This window comes from Ureibacillus endophyticus (assembly GCF_024159215.1).
In the GTDB taxonomy this organism is placed as follows: Bacteria; Bacillota; Bacilli; order Bacillales_A; family Planococcaceae; genus Ureibacillus; species Ureibacillus endophyticus.
This window is the reverse complement of the sequence record NZ_JAMYWW010000001.1, coordinates 2,281,134-2,299,228: the sequence shown is the minus strand read 5'-3', so window position 1 is coordinate 2,299,228 and position 18,095 is coordinate 2,281,134. Positions and strand designations below refer to the sequence as shown.

The following is an 18,095-nucleotide window of genomic DNA, read 5'->3' as shown; positions in this document are numbered from 1 at the left end:
ATGACAGAACAATTATCAGAATTACAAGTAGAAAACCCAAACGAAGCTGTAATGTTACTTGGAATGAGTGATGCTAATCTAAAGTTAATCGAAGAAACATTTCAAGTTCAAATTATTACCCGTGGTGAAGTAATTCAAATTGCAGGGGAAGCTGAAAAGAAAGAACAAGTTACAAGTCTTCTTCATGCATTATTAAAAGTCATTCGAAAAGGTATTAATATTGATTTACGTGATGTTTCGACTGCAATAGAAATGGTAAATAAAGGGACAATCGAATATTTTGCTGAATTATATCAAGAAGAAATTGCCAGAAACTACAAAGGGAAGCCAATACGAGCAAAAACAATTGGTCAACGCGAGTACATAAAAGCGATTCGTCATAATGACCTTGTATTTGGAATTGGGCCAGCTGGTACTGGTAAAACTTATTTAGCTGTAGTAATGGCAACACAAAGTTTAAAAAATGGACACGTGAAACGAATCATTTTAACGCGACCTGCTGTAGAAGCAGGTGAATCATTAGGGTTTCTACCTGGTGATTTAAAAGAAAAAGTAGATCCTTATCTTAGACCGTTATATGATGCATTGCATGATATTTACGGGCCGGAACAAACGCAACGACTAATCGAGCGAGGTACAATTGAAATTGCACCGTTAGCCTATATGCGCGGTCGTACACTTGATGATGCTTTTGTTATACTTGATGAGGCTCAAAATACGACTCATGCTCAAATGAAAATGTTTTTAACACGTTTAGGTTTTGGATCTAAAATGGTGATTACTGGGGATAAATCCCAAATCGACTTACCAAAAAATACTGAATCTGGATTAATTGTTGCTGAACGCACATTGAAATATGTCAAAGATATTAATTTCCAAATCTTAGAAGCTGGTGATGTTGTACGTCACCCTCTTGTTGCGAAAATTATTCAAGCATACACGGACCAGGAATTATAAAAAATTGAAGCTACACGTTTAACTTTGGAAGACTCTACAGTAATGAATAGTTTTTTCCTGATAACACTTAGATGGAAAAATGTGTGCGTAAATCGTACACATTTTTTTCTTTTTCTTGTAACATTTCATGAAATTATATTAATAAATTGGTAAACTATTATATATAGAATTTTTTGGGGGTGCATAATGAGTAAGCACTATAAAAAAATTATAGATATGATAAGTTTTCGAACGTTATTAATAGTTGTACTACTATTTACAGGATTGCTTCAGTTTTTATTAATGCTGGGCAATGTTCGGGGTACAACCTACGATATCCAGGCATTTCAATTAGCGCCAGAAACAATTCGTGCCGTTAAAACCGTTGAGGATACATTGAAAACTGAACAAGATCGAGACAATGCTGAGAATAATGTGGAGCCGGTATATGTCTTTAATAAAGAAACGGCTGAACATCGGGTTGCATTAGCGAATTCTATATTTGAAATTATTTCTGATTTTCGAAAAGAAATAAAATCTGAAAAAATTACTGACACACAAGTAGGTCAATTACGAAACAAACTTAAAGAAATTACCGATAGTCAATCGCAATTAGTTTTTACAAATAGTCAGTTACACTCACTATTAACAGTACAGGATTCTGCAATCTATAACGCAACAAAAGTATTGACTGATTTAATAGAGACAATTTTAAGTGAGCCAATACGAGTAGAAGAAGTAACATTAAAAAGGAACGAAATTGAATCAAAAATTCGCCAATCAACGAATATTGATGAAAATATATTAAATGCGGTAATTGTCATCGGAAGAGCTGCAGTCGTTGAAACAGAAATGTTGGATGAAGAAAAAACCAAAGAATTAATTCACCAAGCTCGAGAAGAAGTGGAGCCTACACGTATATTACAGGGGCAAATCATTGTTTCAGAAGGAGAATTGGTTAATCGTGAAGTATACAGACAGCTGGAACTTCTTGGCCTGTTAAATAATGATACAACTGTAAAACCAGTTATCGGATTAGCAATTTTAGTTATTTTGCAAATGTCCTTTATGTTTATTTTGTTTGAACGATCAAAAGTCGAACTTGAAAAAAGACGTAATACGGTGTTTGTTACAGCAATTGTTTATTCTATGTCTATTGTTGTAATGAAAATATTAAGTCAATTAATAGACCAATTCGATGAAACGATTACTTTCCTTTATCCTACTGCCCTAGCCACAATGCTCGTAAGACTATTGGCAAATGAAAAAGCAGCTGCACTAGTTACAGTATTAACTGCTGCATCTGCAGGGATTATGTTCCATGAAGGGTATGCTGCTGTTCTTCAAATGGATATTGCTTTATATATCATTTTTGGTGGACTCGCAAGTATTTACTTTATGCGTAATATTGAAAAACGATCTGATTTGTTAAAAGCTTGTGGAGTCGTTTCAATCGTCAATATTTTATTTATAGCATTCTACTTATTAATGTCTCAATCTGATTATGGTTTAAGTGAGTTAGTATTTTACGGTGTTGCTGGTATTACATCAGGTATGCTTTCTGGCGCATTAACAATGGGATTATTACCATTCTTTGAATCAGCATTTGGAATTTTGTCGACAATGAAATTAATTGAACTATCAAACCCTAATCATCCATTATTGAAAAAATTATTAACTGAAACACCGGGGACTTACCATCATAGTGTAATGGTGGCAAACTTGGCAGAAGCAGCATGTGAAGCTATAGGTGCTGATGGATTACTAGCGAGGGTTGGCTGTTATTATCATGACTTAGGTAAAACTAAACGACCTGCCTTTTTCATTGAAAATCAAATGTCGGGGATTAACCCTCACGATTCTTTACCACCTGAAAGAAGTGCTGAAATTATTATTGCACATACTACTGATGGAGCAAATTTATTACGTCAATATAAAATGCCTAAGGAAATTATTGATATTGCCTTACAACATCATGGTACTAGTACATTAAAATACTTCTTACATAAAGCTAAAGAAGAAGGTAGAGAAATTGATGAAAAAGTATTTTCTTACCCTGGACCAAAACCACAAACAAAAGAGGCAGCTGTAATTAGTATTGCAGATAGTGTAGAAGCTGCAGTTCGTTCTATGAAGCAACCTAATGCAGAAAAAATTCAAAAACTTGTACATTCAATCATTCAAGGCCGGGTTCAAGAACATCAATTTGATGAATGTGATGTATCCTTAAGAGAGTTAAAGAAAATTGAAAAAGTATTATGTGAAACGTTAAATGGAATATTCCACTCAAGAATTGAATATCCGAAAGATGAAAAGTAGGAGGACATAATGTTAAATATTGATTTTTTAGATGAAACAAATCAAGTACAGGAGAGTCATATTGAACTTGTTGAGAAATTACTTCAACATGCGGCAAATGAATTATCGATAGAAGATGGTAGTGAAGTTTCTATTACGTTTGTAACGAACGAAGCGATCCATGAAATCAATCGAGAATATCGTGATAAAGATCAACCTACAGACGTCATTTCCTTTGCGTTAGAAGAAATGGGTGAAGGTGAAATTGAAATTGTAGGTGAAGATTTGCCAAGAATATTGGGGGATATAATTATTTCCATTGACCGTACACGGGAACAAGCTGAAGAATATGGACATTCCTTTGAACGAGAATTAGGATTCTTAGCTGTTCATGGTTTTTTACATCTATTAGGTTATGACCATATGACTCCTGAGGATGAAAAAGTTATGTTTGGAAAGCAAGACGAAATTCTTTCATCTTTTGGTTTAGGTCGTGATTAAGTGGACCTTCTTAAACTAATCAAATCTTTTCGATACGCATTTTACGGCATATTTACTGCACTAACAGAACAAAATTTGAAAATTCATTTTGTTAGTGCAGTGGTTGTCATTATTGCGGGATTTTTTACAGGTTTGAGCATTTCTGAGTGGTTAGTGATTATTCTTCTAATTGCATTAGTAATTAGTACAGAAATGGTCAATACTGCAATTGAGACAGTTGTAAACTTAGTTTCCCCAGAATTTCATCCCCTAGCAAAAAAAGCTAAGGATGTAGCTGCTGGGGCAGTACTGGTATTTGCGATTGCAAGTGCTATCATCGGGTTATTAATTTTTATACCTAAATGGTTTGAACAATAAAGAGTAGCAAGAGAAGTGGGGGATATTATGAAAATTGATATTAATGATTTAATAGCTCAATCAAAAGTTGCAAGGGAAAATGCATATGTTCCTTATTCAAAATTTAAAGTAGGTGCTGCTCTATTAACAGAAGACGGCAAGGTTTATCATGGATGTAATATTGAAAATTCTAGTTACGGCCTTGCGAACTGTGCAGAACGAACAGCGATTTTTAAAGCAGTTTCAGAAGGAGTTAAAAGATTTGCAGCAATCGCTATCGTAGCTGATACTGTGGGTCCTTGTTCTCCATGTGGTGCTTGTCGACAAGTAATTTCCGAGTTTTGTGCACCTGACATGCCTGTCTACTTAACAAACTTAAAAGGCAATATACAACATACAACAGTAGGCGAACTTTTACCAGGCGCCTTTACACCGGAGGATTTAGATAATGCAGGAAAACATCAGTAACTATAAATCAGGATTTATTTCTATTATTGGTCGACCAAATGTTGGGAAATCAACATTTTTAAATAGAGTAATTGGCCAAAAGATCGCTATTATGTCAGATAAACCACAAACTACACGAAATAAAATTCAAGGTGTTTTAACACGAGAACAATCACAAATGGTATTTATTGATACTCCTGGAATTCATAAACCAAAGCATAAACTTGGCGAATTTATGATTAAAGTATCGAAAAATACGTTGCGAGAAGTCGATGTGATTATGTTTATGGTGAACGCTGAACAAGCGATTGGTAAGGGAGATGAATTTATTCTAGAACTTCTAGAAGGAACGAAAACTCCTGTCTTTCTGGTCATTAACAAAATCGATCAAATACATCCTGATGAATTAATTGGCATCATCGATTCTTATAAAGGAAAATTTGATTTTGCCGAGATTATTCCAATTTCAGCTCTAGAAGGAAATAATATTGAAAATCTATTAGCTACGATTGAAAATTATTTACCTGAAGGACCACAATATTATCCAGCTGACCAAATAACGGACCATCCAGAACGTTTTATCATTTCTGAATTGATTCGAGAAAAAGTTCTTCATTTAACTAGAGAAGAAATACCTCATTCAATTGCCGTTGTGATCGACAAAATTAAACGTGATGAAGAAAACGAAAATATGATTCGCGTTCAGGCAACAATCATGGTTGAGCGCGATTCTCAAAAAGGTATCGTAATCGGTAAACGTGGTGCTTTATTAAAAGAAGTTGGTACCCTAGCAAGAAAAGATATTGAAATGCTATTAGGTTCAAAAGTATTCTTAGAGTTATGGGTAAAAGTACAAAAAGACTGGCGTAATAAGATGACACATTTACGAGATTTTGGATACCGAGAAGACGAATACTAATGATAAAGAAAGAATACTTGCATATATGTAGGTATTCTTTTTTTGTGCCAAAACAAAAGTGATAATAGGATAAGTTTTCTATTGTATAATGATGAAAGGAAATAATGAAAAGGAAGTGCCGCCAAAATGTTAAACAAATGGGAAGGCATTGTTTTAAAGACCCGTCCTTATGGAGAATCCAATAAAATCGTAACAATTATGACTAGAGAAGCAGGCAAAGTGGCGGTTATGGCTCGTGGTGCAAAAAAACCAACGAGTAGGTTAGCAGGAGTGACACAAACTTTTATGCATGCAATGTTCATGGTGCAAAGAACTTCGGGTATGGGAACGCTTCAGCAAGGAGAACATATTAGCTCGATGCGAAATTTACAGACGGATATTATATCAACAGCATATGCTAGTTATATTGTAGAGCTCATAGATCGACTCGTTGAAGAAGGTAGACCTGAACCATTTGCCTATGATGTTTTATATCAAGCTCTACAAGCAATTGAAGAAGGATATGATCCAGAAGCAATCACCCTTTTTGTAGATTGGAAGTTATTACCGTTTACAGGAGTACAGCCAATTTTACATGCATGTGCAGCTTGTGGTGAAGTAGCAGGTGAATTTGCTTTCTCGTTTTCACAAGGAGGATTTTTATGTCACCGTTGTTTTCATGTCGACCCTTATATTATTCGACTATCTCCCAAGCAGTTAAAGTTAATTAGAATGTTTTATAGTGTACCTATTGAGCATGTAGGGAAGTTAGATTTAAAGCGAGAAACTAAACAATTTATTAAAAAAATCGTAACAACTATTTACGAAGAACAAACAGGCATGCGTTTAAAATCTCGTTCTTTCATTGAACAATTAGAAAGAACCCCACTGCTAACGCGTAAACAAAGTGAGGATAAAGAAAACTAAAGCATTTTTTTTATGATTTCTAACACATCCTCTTTAAGACATTGCCAAAACATTGGTTCCGTTTCCTTATAAAAGTTTTGTTCCTTAGTTTGTTTATAGTTGTTATATAAATAATGAATTGCATCGTGGTGGAAATGTAGACGATGATTCATTTGTTGAATATCGATACTTAGTTCCATGTAACCATCTACTAACATTTGTAATTGACTTATTTGTTTTTGTAATTGCGCATATACGTTTTGATGATATTGACCGGTATGGAAATCTGGATTTATTTGTTTACGATGATAGTTTAATAGATTTTTTAAATACTCTAAATTGGAATTCGCTGTAAATAATATATGGTGTTGGGATTGATGTTGAGGTAATTCTTTATTTAGTAATGTTAAGATAATTTCTAATAACTTATCTGCAGGAGTTTTTTCTAGAGAAGTAGCTTTTCGCTCTTGTTTAAATAGCGTTTGAATGAACATCAATCTTCACCTCTTTTTTGTTTACATTATAATCTAAATATTCTAACAAATCATGAATAAATTGAACTAAATGAACAAAATTAACTTTTTTGAAATAAAAAGGCACTGAACATACGGGTTTGTATGTTCAGTGCCTTCAATTTTACGCTTATTAGAATTGTAAATGTTTTTCAATATAAGCCTTTACTTCAGTGATAGGCATACGAGTTTGTTCCATTGAGTCGCGGTGACGTACAGTTACTTGGCCGTCTTCTTTCGAGTCAAAGTCATAAGTGATACAGAATGGTGTACCAATTTCGTCTTGACGGCGGTAACGTTTTCCGATTGATTGTGATTCATCATAATCAACTGGGAATGATTTACGTAACTCTGCCCAAACTTCAGCAGCTTCATCACCAAGTTTTTTCGATAAAGGAAGAACAGCCGCTTTAAACGGAGCTAATGCTGGGTGGAATCGAAGAACAGTACGAGAGTCGCCACCTTCTAATTCCTCTTCATCATAAGCATCACATAGGAATGCTAATGTAACACGGTCTGCCCCTAAAGATGGTTCAATACAATAAGGTACATAACGTTCATTTGATACAGGATCAATATAAGTGAAATCTTCACCTGAATGTTCCATATGTTGTTTTAAGTCATAGTCAGTGCGGTCAGCGATACCCCATAATTCACCCCAACCGAATGGGAAGCGGAATTCGATATCTGTTGTTGCATTTGAATAGTGTGAAAGTTCATCTTCTTCATGATCACGTAGACGAATACTATCTTCTTTCATACCTAAATTTAATAACCAGTTTTTACAGAATTCTTTCCAATATTCTTGCCATTGTAGATCTTCACCAGGTTTACAGAAGAACTCAAGTTCCATTTGCTCGAATTCACGAGTACGGAAAGTAAAGTTCCCTGGAGTAATTTCGTTACGGAAAGACTTACCGATTTGGGCAATACCAAATGGTGTACGTTTACGCATTGAGCGTTGTACATTTTTAAAGTTAACGAAGATACCTTGTGCTGTTTCCGGACGAAGGAAAATTTCGTTAGCAGAGCTTTCTGTTACACCTTGGAATGTTTTAAACATTAAATTGAACTGACGAATATCAGTAAAATCATTTTTACCACATTCTGGACAAGTAACAGATAGTTCTTCCATTTTCGCTTTCATTTGATCGAAGCTCATACCATCCACAATAATTTCTTTACCTGTTTTTTCTAATGATGCTTCTTCGATTAATTTATCTGCGCGGTGGCGAGCTTTACAAGATTTACAATCGATCATTGGGTCATTAAAGTTTCCAACATGGCCTGAAGCTACCCAAGTACGAGGGTTCATAAGAATTGCTGCATCAAGACCAACATTGTATTCAGATTCTTGAACGAATTTTTGCCACCAAGCTTTTTTTACATTGTTTTTTAATTCCACACCTAGCGGACCATAATCCCAAGTGTTTGCAAGACCACCGTAAATTTCAGAACCCGGGAATACAAAACCACGATGTTTTGCTAGGCTTACGATTGTTTCCATTGATTTTTGTGTCATAATAATTCCTCCATGTATTAATAATAAAAGCACCCGTCTCCGGGCGTTTGAATGCCCGGGGACGAGTGCTTACACCCGCGGTTCCACCCCGCTTGTCAAAACTGTTAGCAAGCGTTCGCACTCTGCGTCACTCGAATCATCCCAATCCTCACGAACTATAATGTTCGCTCCGGTTGTGCTGTTTCTCGTTCCTTGATTGACAAACGCTTTCAATCAGTTTTGATTCCTGAACAGCGTTTATCCAAATGCTAATCGATTACAAACAGTTTTAAACCTCTTTTATAAAAATTGGCTCAAGGGTGCCGTTTCGCTTTTCTTGTAGGCTTTCACCAGTTCCTACTCGCTTTTGTTGAAAAGGTACTTATATTTCCTCTCATTGCCTAATATTAAGTTCTATATGATATTTTATGTTAAGTATTGTAACTGTGTCAATATTGTAGCACCAACACTTTTTTTCGCAATATTACGCAGAATAGTATATAATAATTAGGTAATCAGTATAACACTATTTGAAGTGGGTGAGTCCAATAGAACTCAATAAACGGCAGGATACAATTCTGCAAATAGTTAAGGAGAACGGTCCAATAACGGGTGAGCAAATAGCTGAGCGCCTTAATTTGACTAGGGCAACGCTTAGACCAGATTTAGCTATTTTAACAATGGCTGGCTTTTTAGACGCAAGGCCCCGTGTCGGTTATTTTTACTCTGGTAAGAAAACGATGACTACGGTTACAGAGTCGATGATGAACTTAAAAGTAAAGGATTTTCAGTCATTACCAGTAGTTGTTTCTGAAAATATGACTGTGTACGATGCGATTGTACATATGTTTTTAGAAGATGTCGGTACTTTGTTTGTTGTAGATGAAAACACAATGTTACAGGGTGTATTGTCCAGAAAAGATTTATTAAGAACAAGTATAGGGAGCCAAGACTTAAATACAATACCGGTTCATATTATTATGACTAGAATGCCGAACATTGTTTATTGTAAAAAAACGGATTCATTAATTGTTGCTGCTAAAAAATTAATTGAACGACAAGTCGACTCCTTACCAGTAGTTCATGAGACTGATAAAGGTTTAGAAATTGTAGGCCGACTTACAAAAACCAATATAACGAAAGCATTTATTTCTTTAGCTGAAACCCATGACTTATAAGGAGTGCTAATTTGAAGAGTTTAAAAGTATTTGTTGTTTCGGATTCTGTAGGTGAAACAGGAGAGCATGTTGTAAAAGCTGTTGTAGCCCAATTTAGACCTAACTTTGAAGACACAGTAATTAGAAGATTTCCTCATATAGAAAACGAAGATCAGATTAAAAATATTGTCGAAATTGCTAAAGCTCAAGATGCACTAATTGTTTATACATTGGCTGAAGAAATAATGAGACAGAAAATGCATGGGCAATGTCAACAAAATAATATCCAATCAGTGGATTTATTAGGTCCAGTTATCCAAGTAGTTCAAGATAAAATTGGGGAACTACCATTAGAAGAAGCGGGACTTGTCCATAAGTTAGATGATGACTATTTTAGAAAAATCGAGGCAGTCGAGTTTGCCGTGAAATATGATGATGGACGTGATCCAAGGGGATTATTATTGGCAGATGTTGTTCTTGTAGGTGTTTCACGAACATCTAAAACTCCACTGTCCCAATATTTAGCACATAAACGATATAAAGTTGCAAATGTTCCACTCGTTCCAGAAATAAATCCACCCGAAGAACTTTTTTTAGTAGATCCTAAAAAATGTTTTGGGTTAGTGATTTCACCTGAAAAATTAAATATTATTCGAAAAGAGCGATTAATTGCACTAGGTTTAAATGATGATGCGATTTATGCTAAACAAGAACGGATTAAACAAGAAATAGCACATTTTAATAAAGTGGTAGAACGAATTGGTTGTGCAGTAATTGATGTAACGAATAAAGCGGTAGAAGAAACTGCAAACGATATTATTGAACGAATTGAACAAAATAAATGACAAAAACCACCTCTTATAACATAAGAGGGGTTTTTTGTTGTGAATTAACGTGTATTTATTAATTTTTTTCATAAAAAAGTGGAAAATATGCAGAAATTGTTTTATAATAAAAGAATTGTGGTAAAAATATTATTAAAAAATCATGATTTTTTAATTCGCTATTTTTTGTCGTAAAATAGAGGATTTTTAAAATTCATCGCGAATATTGTTATTAGCAAATGAAGTTGGTGGTTAAAGTGAACGGGAAAATACCTGAGGAAATGATAGAACAAATTCGTTCTCAAGTTGATATAGTGGATGTAATTAGTGATTACATGCAGTTAACAAAAAGAGGACGTAACTGGTTTGGATTATGCCCATTTCACGGAGAAAATACACCTTCATTTTCTGTGTCTCAAGATAAACAAATTTTCCATTGCTTTGGATGTAGCGCGGGTGGAAATGCTATCACTTTTGTTATGGATATTGAGAACATTCCGTTTCCAAATGCCGTTGCAAAACTAGGGGAACGTGTCGGTATTCATTTAGACATCCAATACGATAGTATGAACAAAGATAGCCAAAGTTATTCAAAAAAAGAAGAAAAAATGATTGAGGCACATGAATTTGCTGCGCAATTTTATCATCATTTGTTGATGAATACGGAAGACGGTGAAAAAGCGCTAAATTATCTCCTAAAAAGAGGATTTACTAAGGAACTTATCGAAACGAATGGTATAGGTTGGTCAATGCCATCGTGGGATACATTGTCAGTTTTGTTAAAAAGAAATGGCTATGACTTAGAAGAAATGGCTGAGTGCGGACTCATCATACAGAAGGAAAGTGACCATACTTACTTTGATCGATTTAGAAACCGAGTCATGTTTCCTATTCGGGATGAAAATGGAAAGGTAATTGCATTTTCTGGGCGAATAATTGATTCTTCAGATGATGCGAAGTATTTAAATAGTCCCGAGTCACCAATTTTTCATAAAAGCCAAGTTCTTTTTAATTTGGATAAGGCAAGAACTTATATTCGTAAAAAGCGTCAAACTATCTTGATGGAAGGTTTTATGGACGTACTGGCAGCAAATCAAGCTGGTGTATACAATGCTGTAGCAACAATGGGTACATCGTTAACCGGGCAACATATCACAAAGTTGAAACGCTTAAGTGAGCAAATTATTATTTGTTATGACGGTGATAATGCAGGTTGGGATGCTGCAAAAAGAGCTGCAGAGATGCTATATACGGAAAACTTTAAAGTAGAAGTCGCTGTATTACCACAAGAATTAGATCCAGACGAATATATCCGAAAATTTGGATCAGAATCTTTTGAAAAACAAATTTTAGAAAAACCTCATGCATATATTTCTTTTATGATGATGCATGCAAGGCGAAATAAAAATTTTCAGTTTGAAAATGATGTTCTTCAATATATTCAGGAAGTGTTAGAGCAACTTGTAGGGAGATCTTCTCCAATTGAACGTGATTTGTATATAAAACAGCTATCAAGTGAAACTAATATATCCGAAGAAGCAATTAAAGCACAATTTCGAAAATTTACAGCTGATAATGAGAAAAATTTTAAACGAGCTGAACAAAGAAATCAAACAAAACCATTTGAAATACAGCAGAAAAAAACCCTATCAGCCACAGATCGAGCTGAACGATTATTATTGTCTCATATGTTAAGTAATTATGAAGTTGTAGATAAAATCTTAAAAAGTGAAGACCCGCAGCCCTTTGCAAAGGATGATTATGCGGCAGTATTTGTACGACTAATTGGATTTTATGAAGAACATTCATCAGCAGATTATCAAAGGTTTTTGGAAATTATCGAAGACCCTGCTTTAAGGAAAATTGCGATGGAAGCAGCACTAGTTGAAAGAGATCCTGAACATGCTGAAGCTGAAATTGCAGACTGTCTAAAACAATTAAAAAAACATAAAATTGAAATGCAAATTAAAAAATTACTTCATGAATCCCAAGAAGCGGAAAAATTACACGAGCATAGACGCGCTCTTGAAATCGCAATGCAAATTATTCAATTAAAGAAATCATTATCGGCAATTTAAACCGATTCGTTTTGTTTAAGGAGGAAGGTTTATGGCGGACAAGTCAGAACAATCAAAAGAAGTTGTGAATGGACTTACAGTTGAAGAAGTAAAAACAATTCTTCAAGAAAAAGCAAAAATGAATAATGAAATTTCAATGAAGGAAATTTCAAATAATCTTGCACAATATGAGTTGGAGAATGAGGAGATTTTCCACTTTGCTGAAGACATAGAGAAAAGCTATGGTATTCAAGTTGAAGGAAAAGAAGAATTTGAAGATGAAGTGCTTGCAAAACACGAAGAAAGTGAAGAAGCATTTGATTTAAATGACTTAAGTGTTCCTCCTGGTGTTAAAATTAATGACCCGGTTCGTATGTACCTAAAAGAGATAGGTCGAGTTGATTTATTATCTGCAGAAGAAGAAATTAGTCTTGCAGAACGTATTGAAAATGGCGATGAAGAGGCGCGTAAACGTTTAGCTGAAGCGAACTTACGTTTAGTTGTATCGATTGCGAAACGTTATGTTGGTAGAGGGATGTTGTTCCTTGATTTAATTCAAGAAGGTAATATGGGGCTTATTAAAGCTGTTGAGAAATTTGACTATCGAAAAGGATTTAAATTTTCTACGTATGCGACATGGTGGATTCGTCAAGCAATTACTCGTGCAATCGCTGACCAAGCCCGTACAATACGTATCCCTGTGCACATGGTTGAAACAATCAATAAATTAATCCGTGTGCAACGTCAATTACTTCAAGATTTAGGGCGCGAACCAACTCCTGAAGAAATTGGAGAAGAAATGGATTTAACTCCTGAAAAAGTTCGTGAAATCTTAAAAATTGCTCAAGAACCTGTTTCACTTGAAACGCCAATTGGGGAAGAAGACGATTCACATTTAGGAGACTTCATTGAAGACCACGAAGCACAATCACCTTCTGATCATGCTGCTTATGAGTTACTAAAAGAGCAATTAGAAGATGTGCTAGATACTTTAACGGATCGAGAAGAAAATGTACTTCGCCTTCGATTTGGTTTAGATGATGGTCGTACTCGTACATTAGAAGAGGTAGGAAAAGTCTTCGGTGTAACGCGTGAACGTATTCGCCAAATTGAAGCGAAAGCATTAAGAAAACTTCGTCATCCATCTAGAAGTAAACGTCTAAAAGATTTCTTAGAATAATATTGAGAAGGCATCCAAAATTTTGGATGCCTTTCTTTTTTACATTTATAGTGAAAATGGTAATAGGAAATGTTGCTGTAAAATTTTCCAGACCACGACTTTATATGCATGTGTAGATGGAAAATTTAAGATAAAATAATTAATATACATAATTAAACATATTTGGAGAAAAAGATTATGCCAAATAATAGAAAAAAAATTATTCTAAATGAAGTGCTTTTTTGGAAACAAAATAAACTGTTACCTGAGCACTATTGTGATTTTCTCATGACTCTCTACTCAGAAGGGAATGAGGTTGAAACTGAAGAGGAAATTAGCCATAAAAAGGCAGTAAAAGCTAAGGAGAAACGCAAACATATTACACTAAGTATTTCCTTGTCTACTATCGCGTTGGTACTTATTGCTCTCGTATTGTTCATTACGAGTTATGTTTGGATAATTATCTTATTAACTGGAGTTGCTGCATGTGCATTCATCATTAGTGCATATCTCCTAGCAAAGAAAAATGCTCTTATTACGCCCATCTTGCAAGTAATAGCCGCATTGCTCATTTTAGCTCTCTCTGTAAAGGTAAGTCTTACATATTTTACGGATCAATTAGTCATTCTGTATATACTACTTATTGTGAATTGTGTAATGTGGCTTGTTTCAGGTATTAAATTAAAATTGATGTATTTTACACTATCTGGTGTTTTAGGACTAGTCATTTTAATTGGATATCAAATTTATATACTTGTTTAAATTCAAACTTCTTAAATTCCCCAAATGTTAAGCTAATTTTTCGATAGTTGAAAGAATATATCTATTATGATATTGAAAAATTTCCTTAACTAGGGGTGACTTATATTGAATTTCGACCTGACAGAAGAACAAACGATGTTATATAAAATGATTCGAGATTTTGCAGATCAAGTCGTTGCTCCAGGCGCGGCAGAAAGGGATCGCACAAAAACATTTCCAATAGATGTTTTTAAACAGTTAGCTGAAATGGGGATTATGGGTCTACCATTTCCTGAGGAATTTGGTGGAGCAGGGGCAGACACTATTAGTTTTGCCATTGTTACGGAGCAGTTAAGCCGCGCTTGTGCTTCAACAGGAATCACTTATTCGGCACATATATCACTAGGTGGTGCACCTATATCCCTTTTCGGTACAAAAGAACAAAAAGAAAAATATTTAGTGCCAATTTGTACAGGAGAATCCTTTGGTGCTTTTGGATTAACAGAACCTAATGCAGGGTCAGATGCAGGGGGAACAGAGACAAAAGCAGAAGATAAGGGTGATTACTATCTCATTAATGGATCGAAAGTTTTTATTACGAATGCGAGTTTTGCAAAGCATGTTGCGATTACAGCCATTACCGGCATGAATAATGGAAAAAAAGAAATCAGTGCAATTATTGTACCAACCGATGCTGAAGGATTCACAATTAAAAGTGACTATGAAAAAATGGGTCTTAATGCTTCAAATACAACTGAATTAGTATTTGAAAATGTGAAAGTTCCAAAAGAAAACCTTTTGGGAAAAAGAGGCGATGGATTTAAACAGTTTTTAATAACGTTAGATGGGGGAAGAATAGGGATTGCTGCAATGGCTGTAGGAATAGCACAAGCGGCTTTTGATAAGGCAATTAGCTATTCTAAGCAGAGAAAACAATTTGGAAAAACATTAGCAGATTTCCAAGCCACACAATTTAAATTAGCTGATATGGCAGTGAAAATTGAGCTAGCTCGCAATATGATGTATAAAGCAGCGTGGTTAAAAGATCAAGGTAGACCATTTAGTAAAGAAGCATCCATGGCCAAATACTATGCATCAGAAATTGCGATGGAAGTTTGTGACGAAGCTATTCAAATTCATGGTGGTTATGGGTATATTAAAGAGTATGAAGTGGAAAGATATTTAAGGGACGCTAAATTAACAGAGATTGGTGAAGGCACTTCAGAGGTCCAAAAGTTGGTAATAGCTAGACAAATTTTACAACTTTGACTTTTAATTGTCGAATTTGTGTCAAACCCTGTAAAAGTTGTCGTTTAGGTCTTTTCGTTTTTGGAAATATGCAGTACAATAATGATTGTTGACTAGATTCTATATTAATAGATGTAGAAAAATTGATAATAAAAGGGAGGGTAACCAATGAAAAACAATCCAATTATTCCTTATATTCTAATCATGGTATTCGGTATCGGACTTATCTTCTTCATGTCATTAGAAGGTGTAGGGAACAAAGAAGAAATCGCTGGTGGACACGAAGGAACTGAAGAAGGCGGCGAAACAGCTGGTGGTGCTGATGGTGAAGCATTAGTAAGCGCTTGTATCGGATGTCACGGTGGTGACTTAACTGGTGGTACGGGGCCAAGCCTTGTTGGTTTAGAAGCTGATCATATCGTTGACGTATTAACAAACGGTATTGAAGGTACTCCAATGACTCCAGGTCTAAAAACTCCAGACGAAGCACAAGCAATCGCTGAGTACATTTCTTCATTAGAATAATAATTTTTTCGCAAAGGGCTGTTTAGTAAGTAAACTTTACTGAACAGCCTTCTTCTCATATAGTAAAAATTTATATAATAGCTTTGCTCCTGTGGTAGTCGAACTAAATTTCGACTATCCTCGTCGCAAAGGGAGTGTCTTAAACAAGATATCAGACACTCCCTTTGTTTTTTTATATAATAGAGTGGCAAATATAGAAAAAGGCGGTAAGTTATGAACGCACAAAAATTATCAAAACGATTAGAAACTGTAGCTTCTTTCGTACCAACTGGCGCAGTTGTTGCAGATATCGGGAGTGACCATGCATATTTACCATGTTACTTAGTTCATCAAAATATCGTGAATAAAGCTGTTGCTGGTGAAGTAGTAAAAGGTCCTTATGAATCGGCTTTAAGACAAGTTAAACTTGAAGGATTAGAAGATAAAGTTATTGTTCGTTTAGCAGACGGTCTACAAGCGATAGAAGACAATGATCAAGTTGATACCATTACAATTGCAGGTATGGGTGGTCCATTAATCGTATCGATTTTAGAGAAAAATCCAGGAGCATTAACATCGGTGACACGCCTCATTCTACAGCCGAATATTCATGCAAAAGTAATTAGAGAATGGGCATTGCGTAATGAGTGGGCAATATTAGATGAAGTGATTTTGGAAGAAGATGAGAAAATTTATGAAGTGTTAGTATTGCAACGGGGCAAAATGAAATTAAATGAAGAGCAAATTATTTTAGGCCCCCATTTAGTGGCTCAAAAATCTAATACTTTCATGAAAAAATGGACAAGAGAAATCGACAATTGGAAACGTGTACTACAGTCCATTGAACAAGCAGAGCAAACACCAGAAATCGTCCAAAAAAAGAAAGAGCTTGTACATTTAATAAGTCTTGTTGAGGAGGCTATTAAGTAATGAAGAATCCAAATGGAAATGAGATAATCCAGCTATTTGAAAGTTGGTCTCCAAAAAAGATTGCGTGTATGGAGAATGATCCAATTGGCCTTGCTATTGGTACTTTAAATAAAGAAATTACAAAAGTACTTGTAACTCTTGATGTCAATGAACAAGTGGCGGATGAAGCGATTAACAAGGGATGTCAATTAATCATTGCCCATCATCCACCAATCTTCCGTAAACTCTCTAATTTACGTACTGACACACCGGCTGGTAAGTTATACGAGAAATTAATTAAAAACGATATTGCGGTGTATGCTGCACATACGAACTTAGACGTTGCAGAAGGTGGAGTAAATGACTTATTAGCAGACGCTTTAAAACTTGAAAATCGAGAAATTTTAGAGAAAACGTATAATGAGTATTTAATGAAGCTTGCTGTTTTCGTTCCTGATGACTATGCGGATAAGGTTCGTGTTGCACTTTCAAAAGCTGGAGCAGGGAAAATTGGCAATTATGATTCATGTAGTTTCTCAACGAACGGACAAGGTCGTTTTAGAGCATTGGAAGGAGCAAATCCATTTATTGGGGATATAGGTGAAATGGAAAAAACTGATGAAGAAAAAATTGAAGTCGTATTCCCACATTCTATTAAAAATAAAGTGTTAAAAGCTTTATTAAATGCACATCCATATGAAGAACCTGCTTACGACATTTACACGTTAGCCGTTGAGACGAACATAATGGGCTTAGGTCGAATTGGAACCTTACAACAACCAATGACTTTACGTGAGTTTGCTGAGCATGTAAAAAAGAGTTTAAATGTGCCATGTGTACGTGTCGTAGGTAATACAGATGAGATCGTTTCCAAAGTAGCTGTTGTTGGAGGAGACGGAAATAAATATATCCATTCTGCTAAACGTGCGGGAGCAGATGTGTTTGTAACAGGAGATATGTATTTCCACGTCGCGCAAGATGCACAAAGTATTGGATTAAATATTGTCGACCCAGGTCATCATGTGGAAAAGGTTATGATTAAAGGTGTGGCTGAAAAGATGGAGCAGTTATGCATCGAAAAGAAATTGGCAGTACAATTTATCCAATCTGAAATTAATACAGAGCCGTTTATATTTTTATAGGTGATTATAGGAAGTGTAA

18 protein-coding genes are annotated in these 18,095 nt (G+C 35.2%); 16 read left to right on the top strand and 2 right to left on the bottom strand.

Annotated features, from left to right (window positions below):
• The 7 genes from NKR20_RS11335 (at nucleotide 1) to recO (ending at nucleotide 6,343) form a co-directional block, all read left to right on the top strand.
• Complete coding sequence (locus NKR20_RS11335; RefSeq protein ID WP_121213323.1) at nucleotides 1-957, top strand: PhoH family protein; 957 nt, start codon at nucleotides 1-3, stop codon at nucleotides 955-957.
• Nucleotides 958-1,143: 186 nt separating this feature from the next.
• A complete protein-coding gene (locus NKR20_RS11330; protein WP_253426790.1) occupies nucleotides 1,144-3,255 on the top strand; it encodes an HD family phosphohydrolase in 2,112 nt (703 codons plus the stop codon).
• A gap of 6 nt (nucleotides 3,256-3,261) precedes the next feature.
• Entirely contained in the window at nucleotides 3,262-3,735 is a 474-nt protein-coding gene (gene ybeY, locus NKR20_RS11325) for an rRNA maturation RNase YbeY (protein WP_170148376.1), read from the top strand.
• Nucleotides 3,736-4,092, top strand: coding sequence for a diacylglycerol kinase family protein (locus tag NKR20_RS11320; RefSeq protein WP_253426787.1), 357 nt, complete (start codon nucleotides 3,736-3,738; stop codon nucleotides 4,090-4,092).
• Between the two features lie 27 nt (nucleotides 4,093-4,119).
• Nucleotides 4,120-4,539, top strand: coding sequence for a cytidine deaminase (locus NKR20_RS11315; RefSeq protein ID WP_253426783.1), 420 nt, complete (start codon nucleotides 4,120-4,122; stop codon nucleotides 4,537-4,539).
• Nucleotides 4,520-5,437 (top strand): GTPase Era, encoded by a 918-nt coding sequence (gene era, locus NKR20_RS11310; protein ID WP_121213319.1) that lies wholly within the window; start codon nucleotides 4,520-4,522, stop codon nucleotides 5,435-5,437. Before NKR20_RS11315 ends, era begins: the two co-directional genes overlap by 20 nt.
• 126 nt (nucleotides 5,438-5,563) lie before the next feature.
• On the top strand, nucleotides 5,564-6,343 hold the full coding sequence (gene recO / locus NKR20_RS11305; protein WP_253426779.1) for a DNA repair protein RecO: 780 nt from the start codon (nucleotides 5,564-5,566) through the stop codon (nucleotides 6,341-6,343).
• On the opposite strand, the gene NKR20_RS11300 is transcribed toward recO, so the two are convergent.
• Nucleotides 6,340-6,816 (bottom strand): hypothetical protein, encoded by a 477-nt coding sequence (locus NKR20_RS11300; protein ID WP_253426764.1) that lies wholly within the window; start codon nucleotides 6,814-6,816, stop codon nucleotides 6,340-6,342. The two genes, recO and NKR20_RS11300, sit on opposite strands and share 4 nt — an antisense overlap.
• Before the next feature lie 151 nt (nucleotides 6,817-6,967).
• On the bottom strand, nucleotides 6,968-8,356 hold the full coding sequence (locus tag NKR20_RS11295) for a glycine--tRNA ligase (protein WP_121213316.1): 1,389 nt from the start codon (nucleotides 8,354-8,356) through the stop codon (nucleotides 6,968-6,970).
• 518 nt (nucleotides 8,357-8,874) lie between these two features.
• Here NKR20_RS11295 and NKR20_RS11290 point away from each other — a divergent pair.
• The 9 genes from NKR20_RS11290 to NKR20_RS11250 all read left to right on the top strand — a co-directional run bounded on the left by NKR20_RS11290 (nucleotide 8,875) and on the right by NKR20_RS11250 (nucleotide 18,076).
• Complete coding sequence (locus tag NKR20_RS11290) at nucleotides 8,875-9,513, top strand: transcriptional regulator CcpN (protein ID WP_121213315.1); 639 nt, start codon at nucleotides 8,875-8,877, stop codon at nucleotides 9,511-9,513.
• Between the two features lie 11 nt (nucleotides 9,514-9,524).
• A complete protein-coding gene (locus NKR20_RS11285) occupies nucleotides 9,525-10,337 on the top strand; it encodes a pyruvate, water dikinase regulatory protein (RefSeq protein WP_253426761.1) in 813 nt (270 codons plus the stop codon).
• 218 nt (nucleotides 10,338-10,555) lie between these two features.
• Nucleotides 10,556-12,394: a DNA primase gene (dnaG, locus tag NKR20_RS11280; RefSeq protein WP_253426758.1), complete on the top strand. Its 1,839-nt coding sequence runs from the start codon at nucleotides 10,556-10,558 to the stop codon at nucleotides 12,392-12,394.
• A gap of 31 nt (nucleotides 12,395-12,425) precedes the next feature.
• Nucleotides 12,426-13,553, top strand: a complete 1,128-nt coding sequence (gene rpoD / locus NKR20_RS11275; RefSeq protein ID WP_121213312.1) for an RNA polymerase sigma factor RpoD — start codon at nucleotides 12,426-12,428, stop codon at nucleotides 13,551-13,553.
• A 177-nt stretch (nucleotides 13,554-13,730) separates the two neighbouring features.
• Nucleotides 13,731-14,294 carry a hypothetical protein gene (locus tag NKR20_RS11270; protein ID WP_253426755.1) on the top strand — a complete coding sequence of 188 codons (564 nt, stop codon included), beginning with the start codon at nucleotides 13,731-13,733 and terminating at the stop codon, nucleotides 14,292-14,294.
• Nucleotides 14,295-14,399: 105 nt separating this feature from the next.
• Nucleotides 14,400-15,542 carry an acyl-CoA dehydrogenase family protein gene (locus NKR20_RS11265; RefSeq protein WP_253426752.1) on the top strand — a complete coding sequence of 381 codons (1,143 nt, stop codon included), beginning with the start codon at nucleotides 14,400-14,402 and terminating at the stop codon, nucleotides 15,540-15,542.
• Between the two features lie 147 nt (nucleotides 15,543-15,689).
• Nucleotides 15,690-16,046 carry a cytochrome c550 gene (gene cccA, locus NKR20_RS11260; protein ID WP_253426735.1) on the top strand — a complete coding sequence of 119 codons (357 nt, stop codon included), beginning with the start codon at nucleotides 15,690-15,692 and terminating at the stop codon, nucleotides 16,044-16,046.
• A gap of 213 nt (nucleotides 16,047-16,259) precedes the next feature.
• Nucleotides 16,260-16,955: a tRNA (adenine(22)-N(1))-methyltransferase gene (locus NKR20_RS11255; RefSeq protein ID WP_253426720.1), complete on the top strand. Its 696-nt coding sequence runs from the start codon at nucleotides 16,260-16,262 to the stop codon at nucleotides 16,953-16,955.
• The gene (locus NKR20_RS11250) at nucleotides 16,955-18,076 is read left to right on the top strand and encodes a Nif3-like dinuclear metal center hexameric protein (protein WP_253426717.1); all 1,122 of its coding nucleotides are present in this window, start codon (nucleotides 16,955-16,957) and stop codon (nucleotides 18,074-18,076) included. Before NKR20_RS11255 ends, NKR20_RS11250 begins: the two co-directional genes overlap by 1 nt.
• Nucleotides 18,077-18,095 lie beyond the last annotated feature (19 nt).

What these genes read in the sequence shown, in the direction of transcription:
- NKR20_RS11335 (WP_121213323.1), top strand. Translation starts at nt 1, where the DNA reads ATGACAGAACAATTATCAGAATTACAAGTAGAAAACCCAAACGAAGCT.
- NKR20_RS11330 (WP_253426790.1), top strand. Translation starts at nt 1,144, where the DNA reads ATGAGTAAGCACTATAAAAAAATTATAGATATGATAAGTTTTCGAACG.
- NKR20_RS11315 (WP_253426783.1), top strand. Translation starts at nt 4,120, where the DNA reads ATGAAAATTGATATTAATGATTTAATAGCTCAATCAAAAGTTGCAAGG.
- era (WP_121213319.1), top strand. Translation starts at nt 4,520, where the DNA reads ATGCAGGAAAACATCAGTAACTATAAATCAGGATTTATTTCTATTATT.
- recO (WP_253426779.1), top strand. Translation starts at nt 5,564, where the DNA reads ATGTTAAACAAATGGGAAGGCATTGTTTTAAAGACCCGTCCTTATGGA.
- NKR20_RS11300 (WP_253426764.1), bottom strand. Translation starts at nt 6,816, where the DNA reads ATGTTCATTCAAACGCTATTTAAACAAGAGCGAAAAGCTACTTCTCTA.
- NKR20_RS11295 (WP_121213316.1), bottom strand. Translation starts at nt 8,356, where the DNA reads ATGACACAAAAATCAATGGAAACAATCGTAAGCCTAGCAAAACATCGT.
- dnaG (WP_253426758.1), top strand. Translation starts at nt 10,556, where the DNA reads ATGAAGTTGGTGGTTAAAGTGAACGGGAAAATACCTGAGGAAATGATA.
- rpoD (WP_121213312.1), top strand. Translation starts at nt 12,426, where the DNA reads ATGGCGGACAAGTCAGAACAATCAAAAGAAGTTGTGAATGGACTTACA.
- NKR20_RS11270 (WP_253426755.1), top strand. Translation starts at nt 13,731, where the DNA reads ATGCCAAATAATAGAAAAAAAATTATTCTAAATGAAGTGCTTTTTTGG.
- cccA (WP_253426735.1), top strand. Translation starts at nt 15,690, where the DNA reads ATGAAAAACAATCCAATTATTCCTTATATTCTAATCATGGTATTCGGT.
- NKR20_RS11255 (WP_253426720.1), top strand. Translation starts at nt 16,260, where the DNA reads ATGAACGCACAAAAATTATCAAAACGATTAGAAACTGTAGCTTCTTTC.
- NKR20_RS11250 (WP_253426717.1), top strand. Translation starts at nt 16,955, where the DNA reads ATGAAGAATCCAAATGGAAATGAGATAATCCAGCTATTTGAAAGTTGG.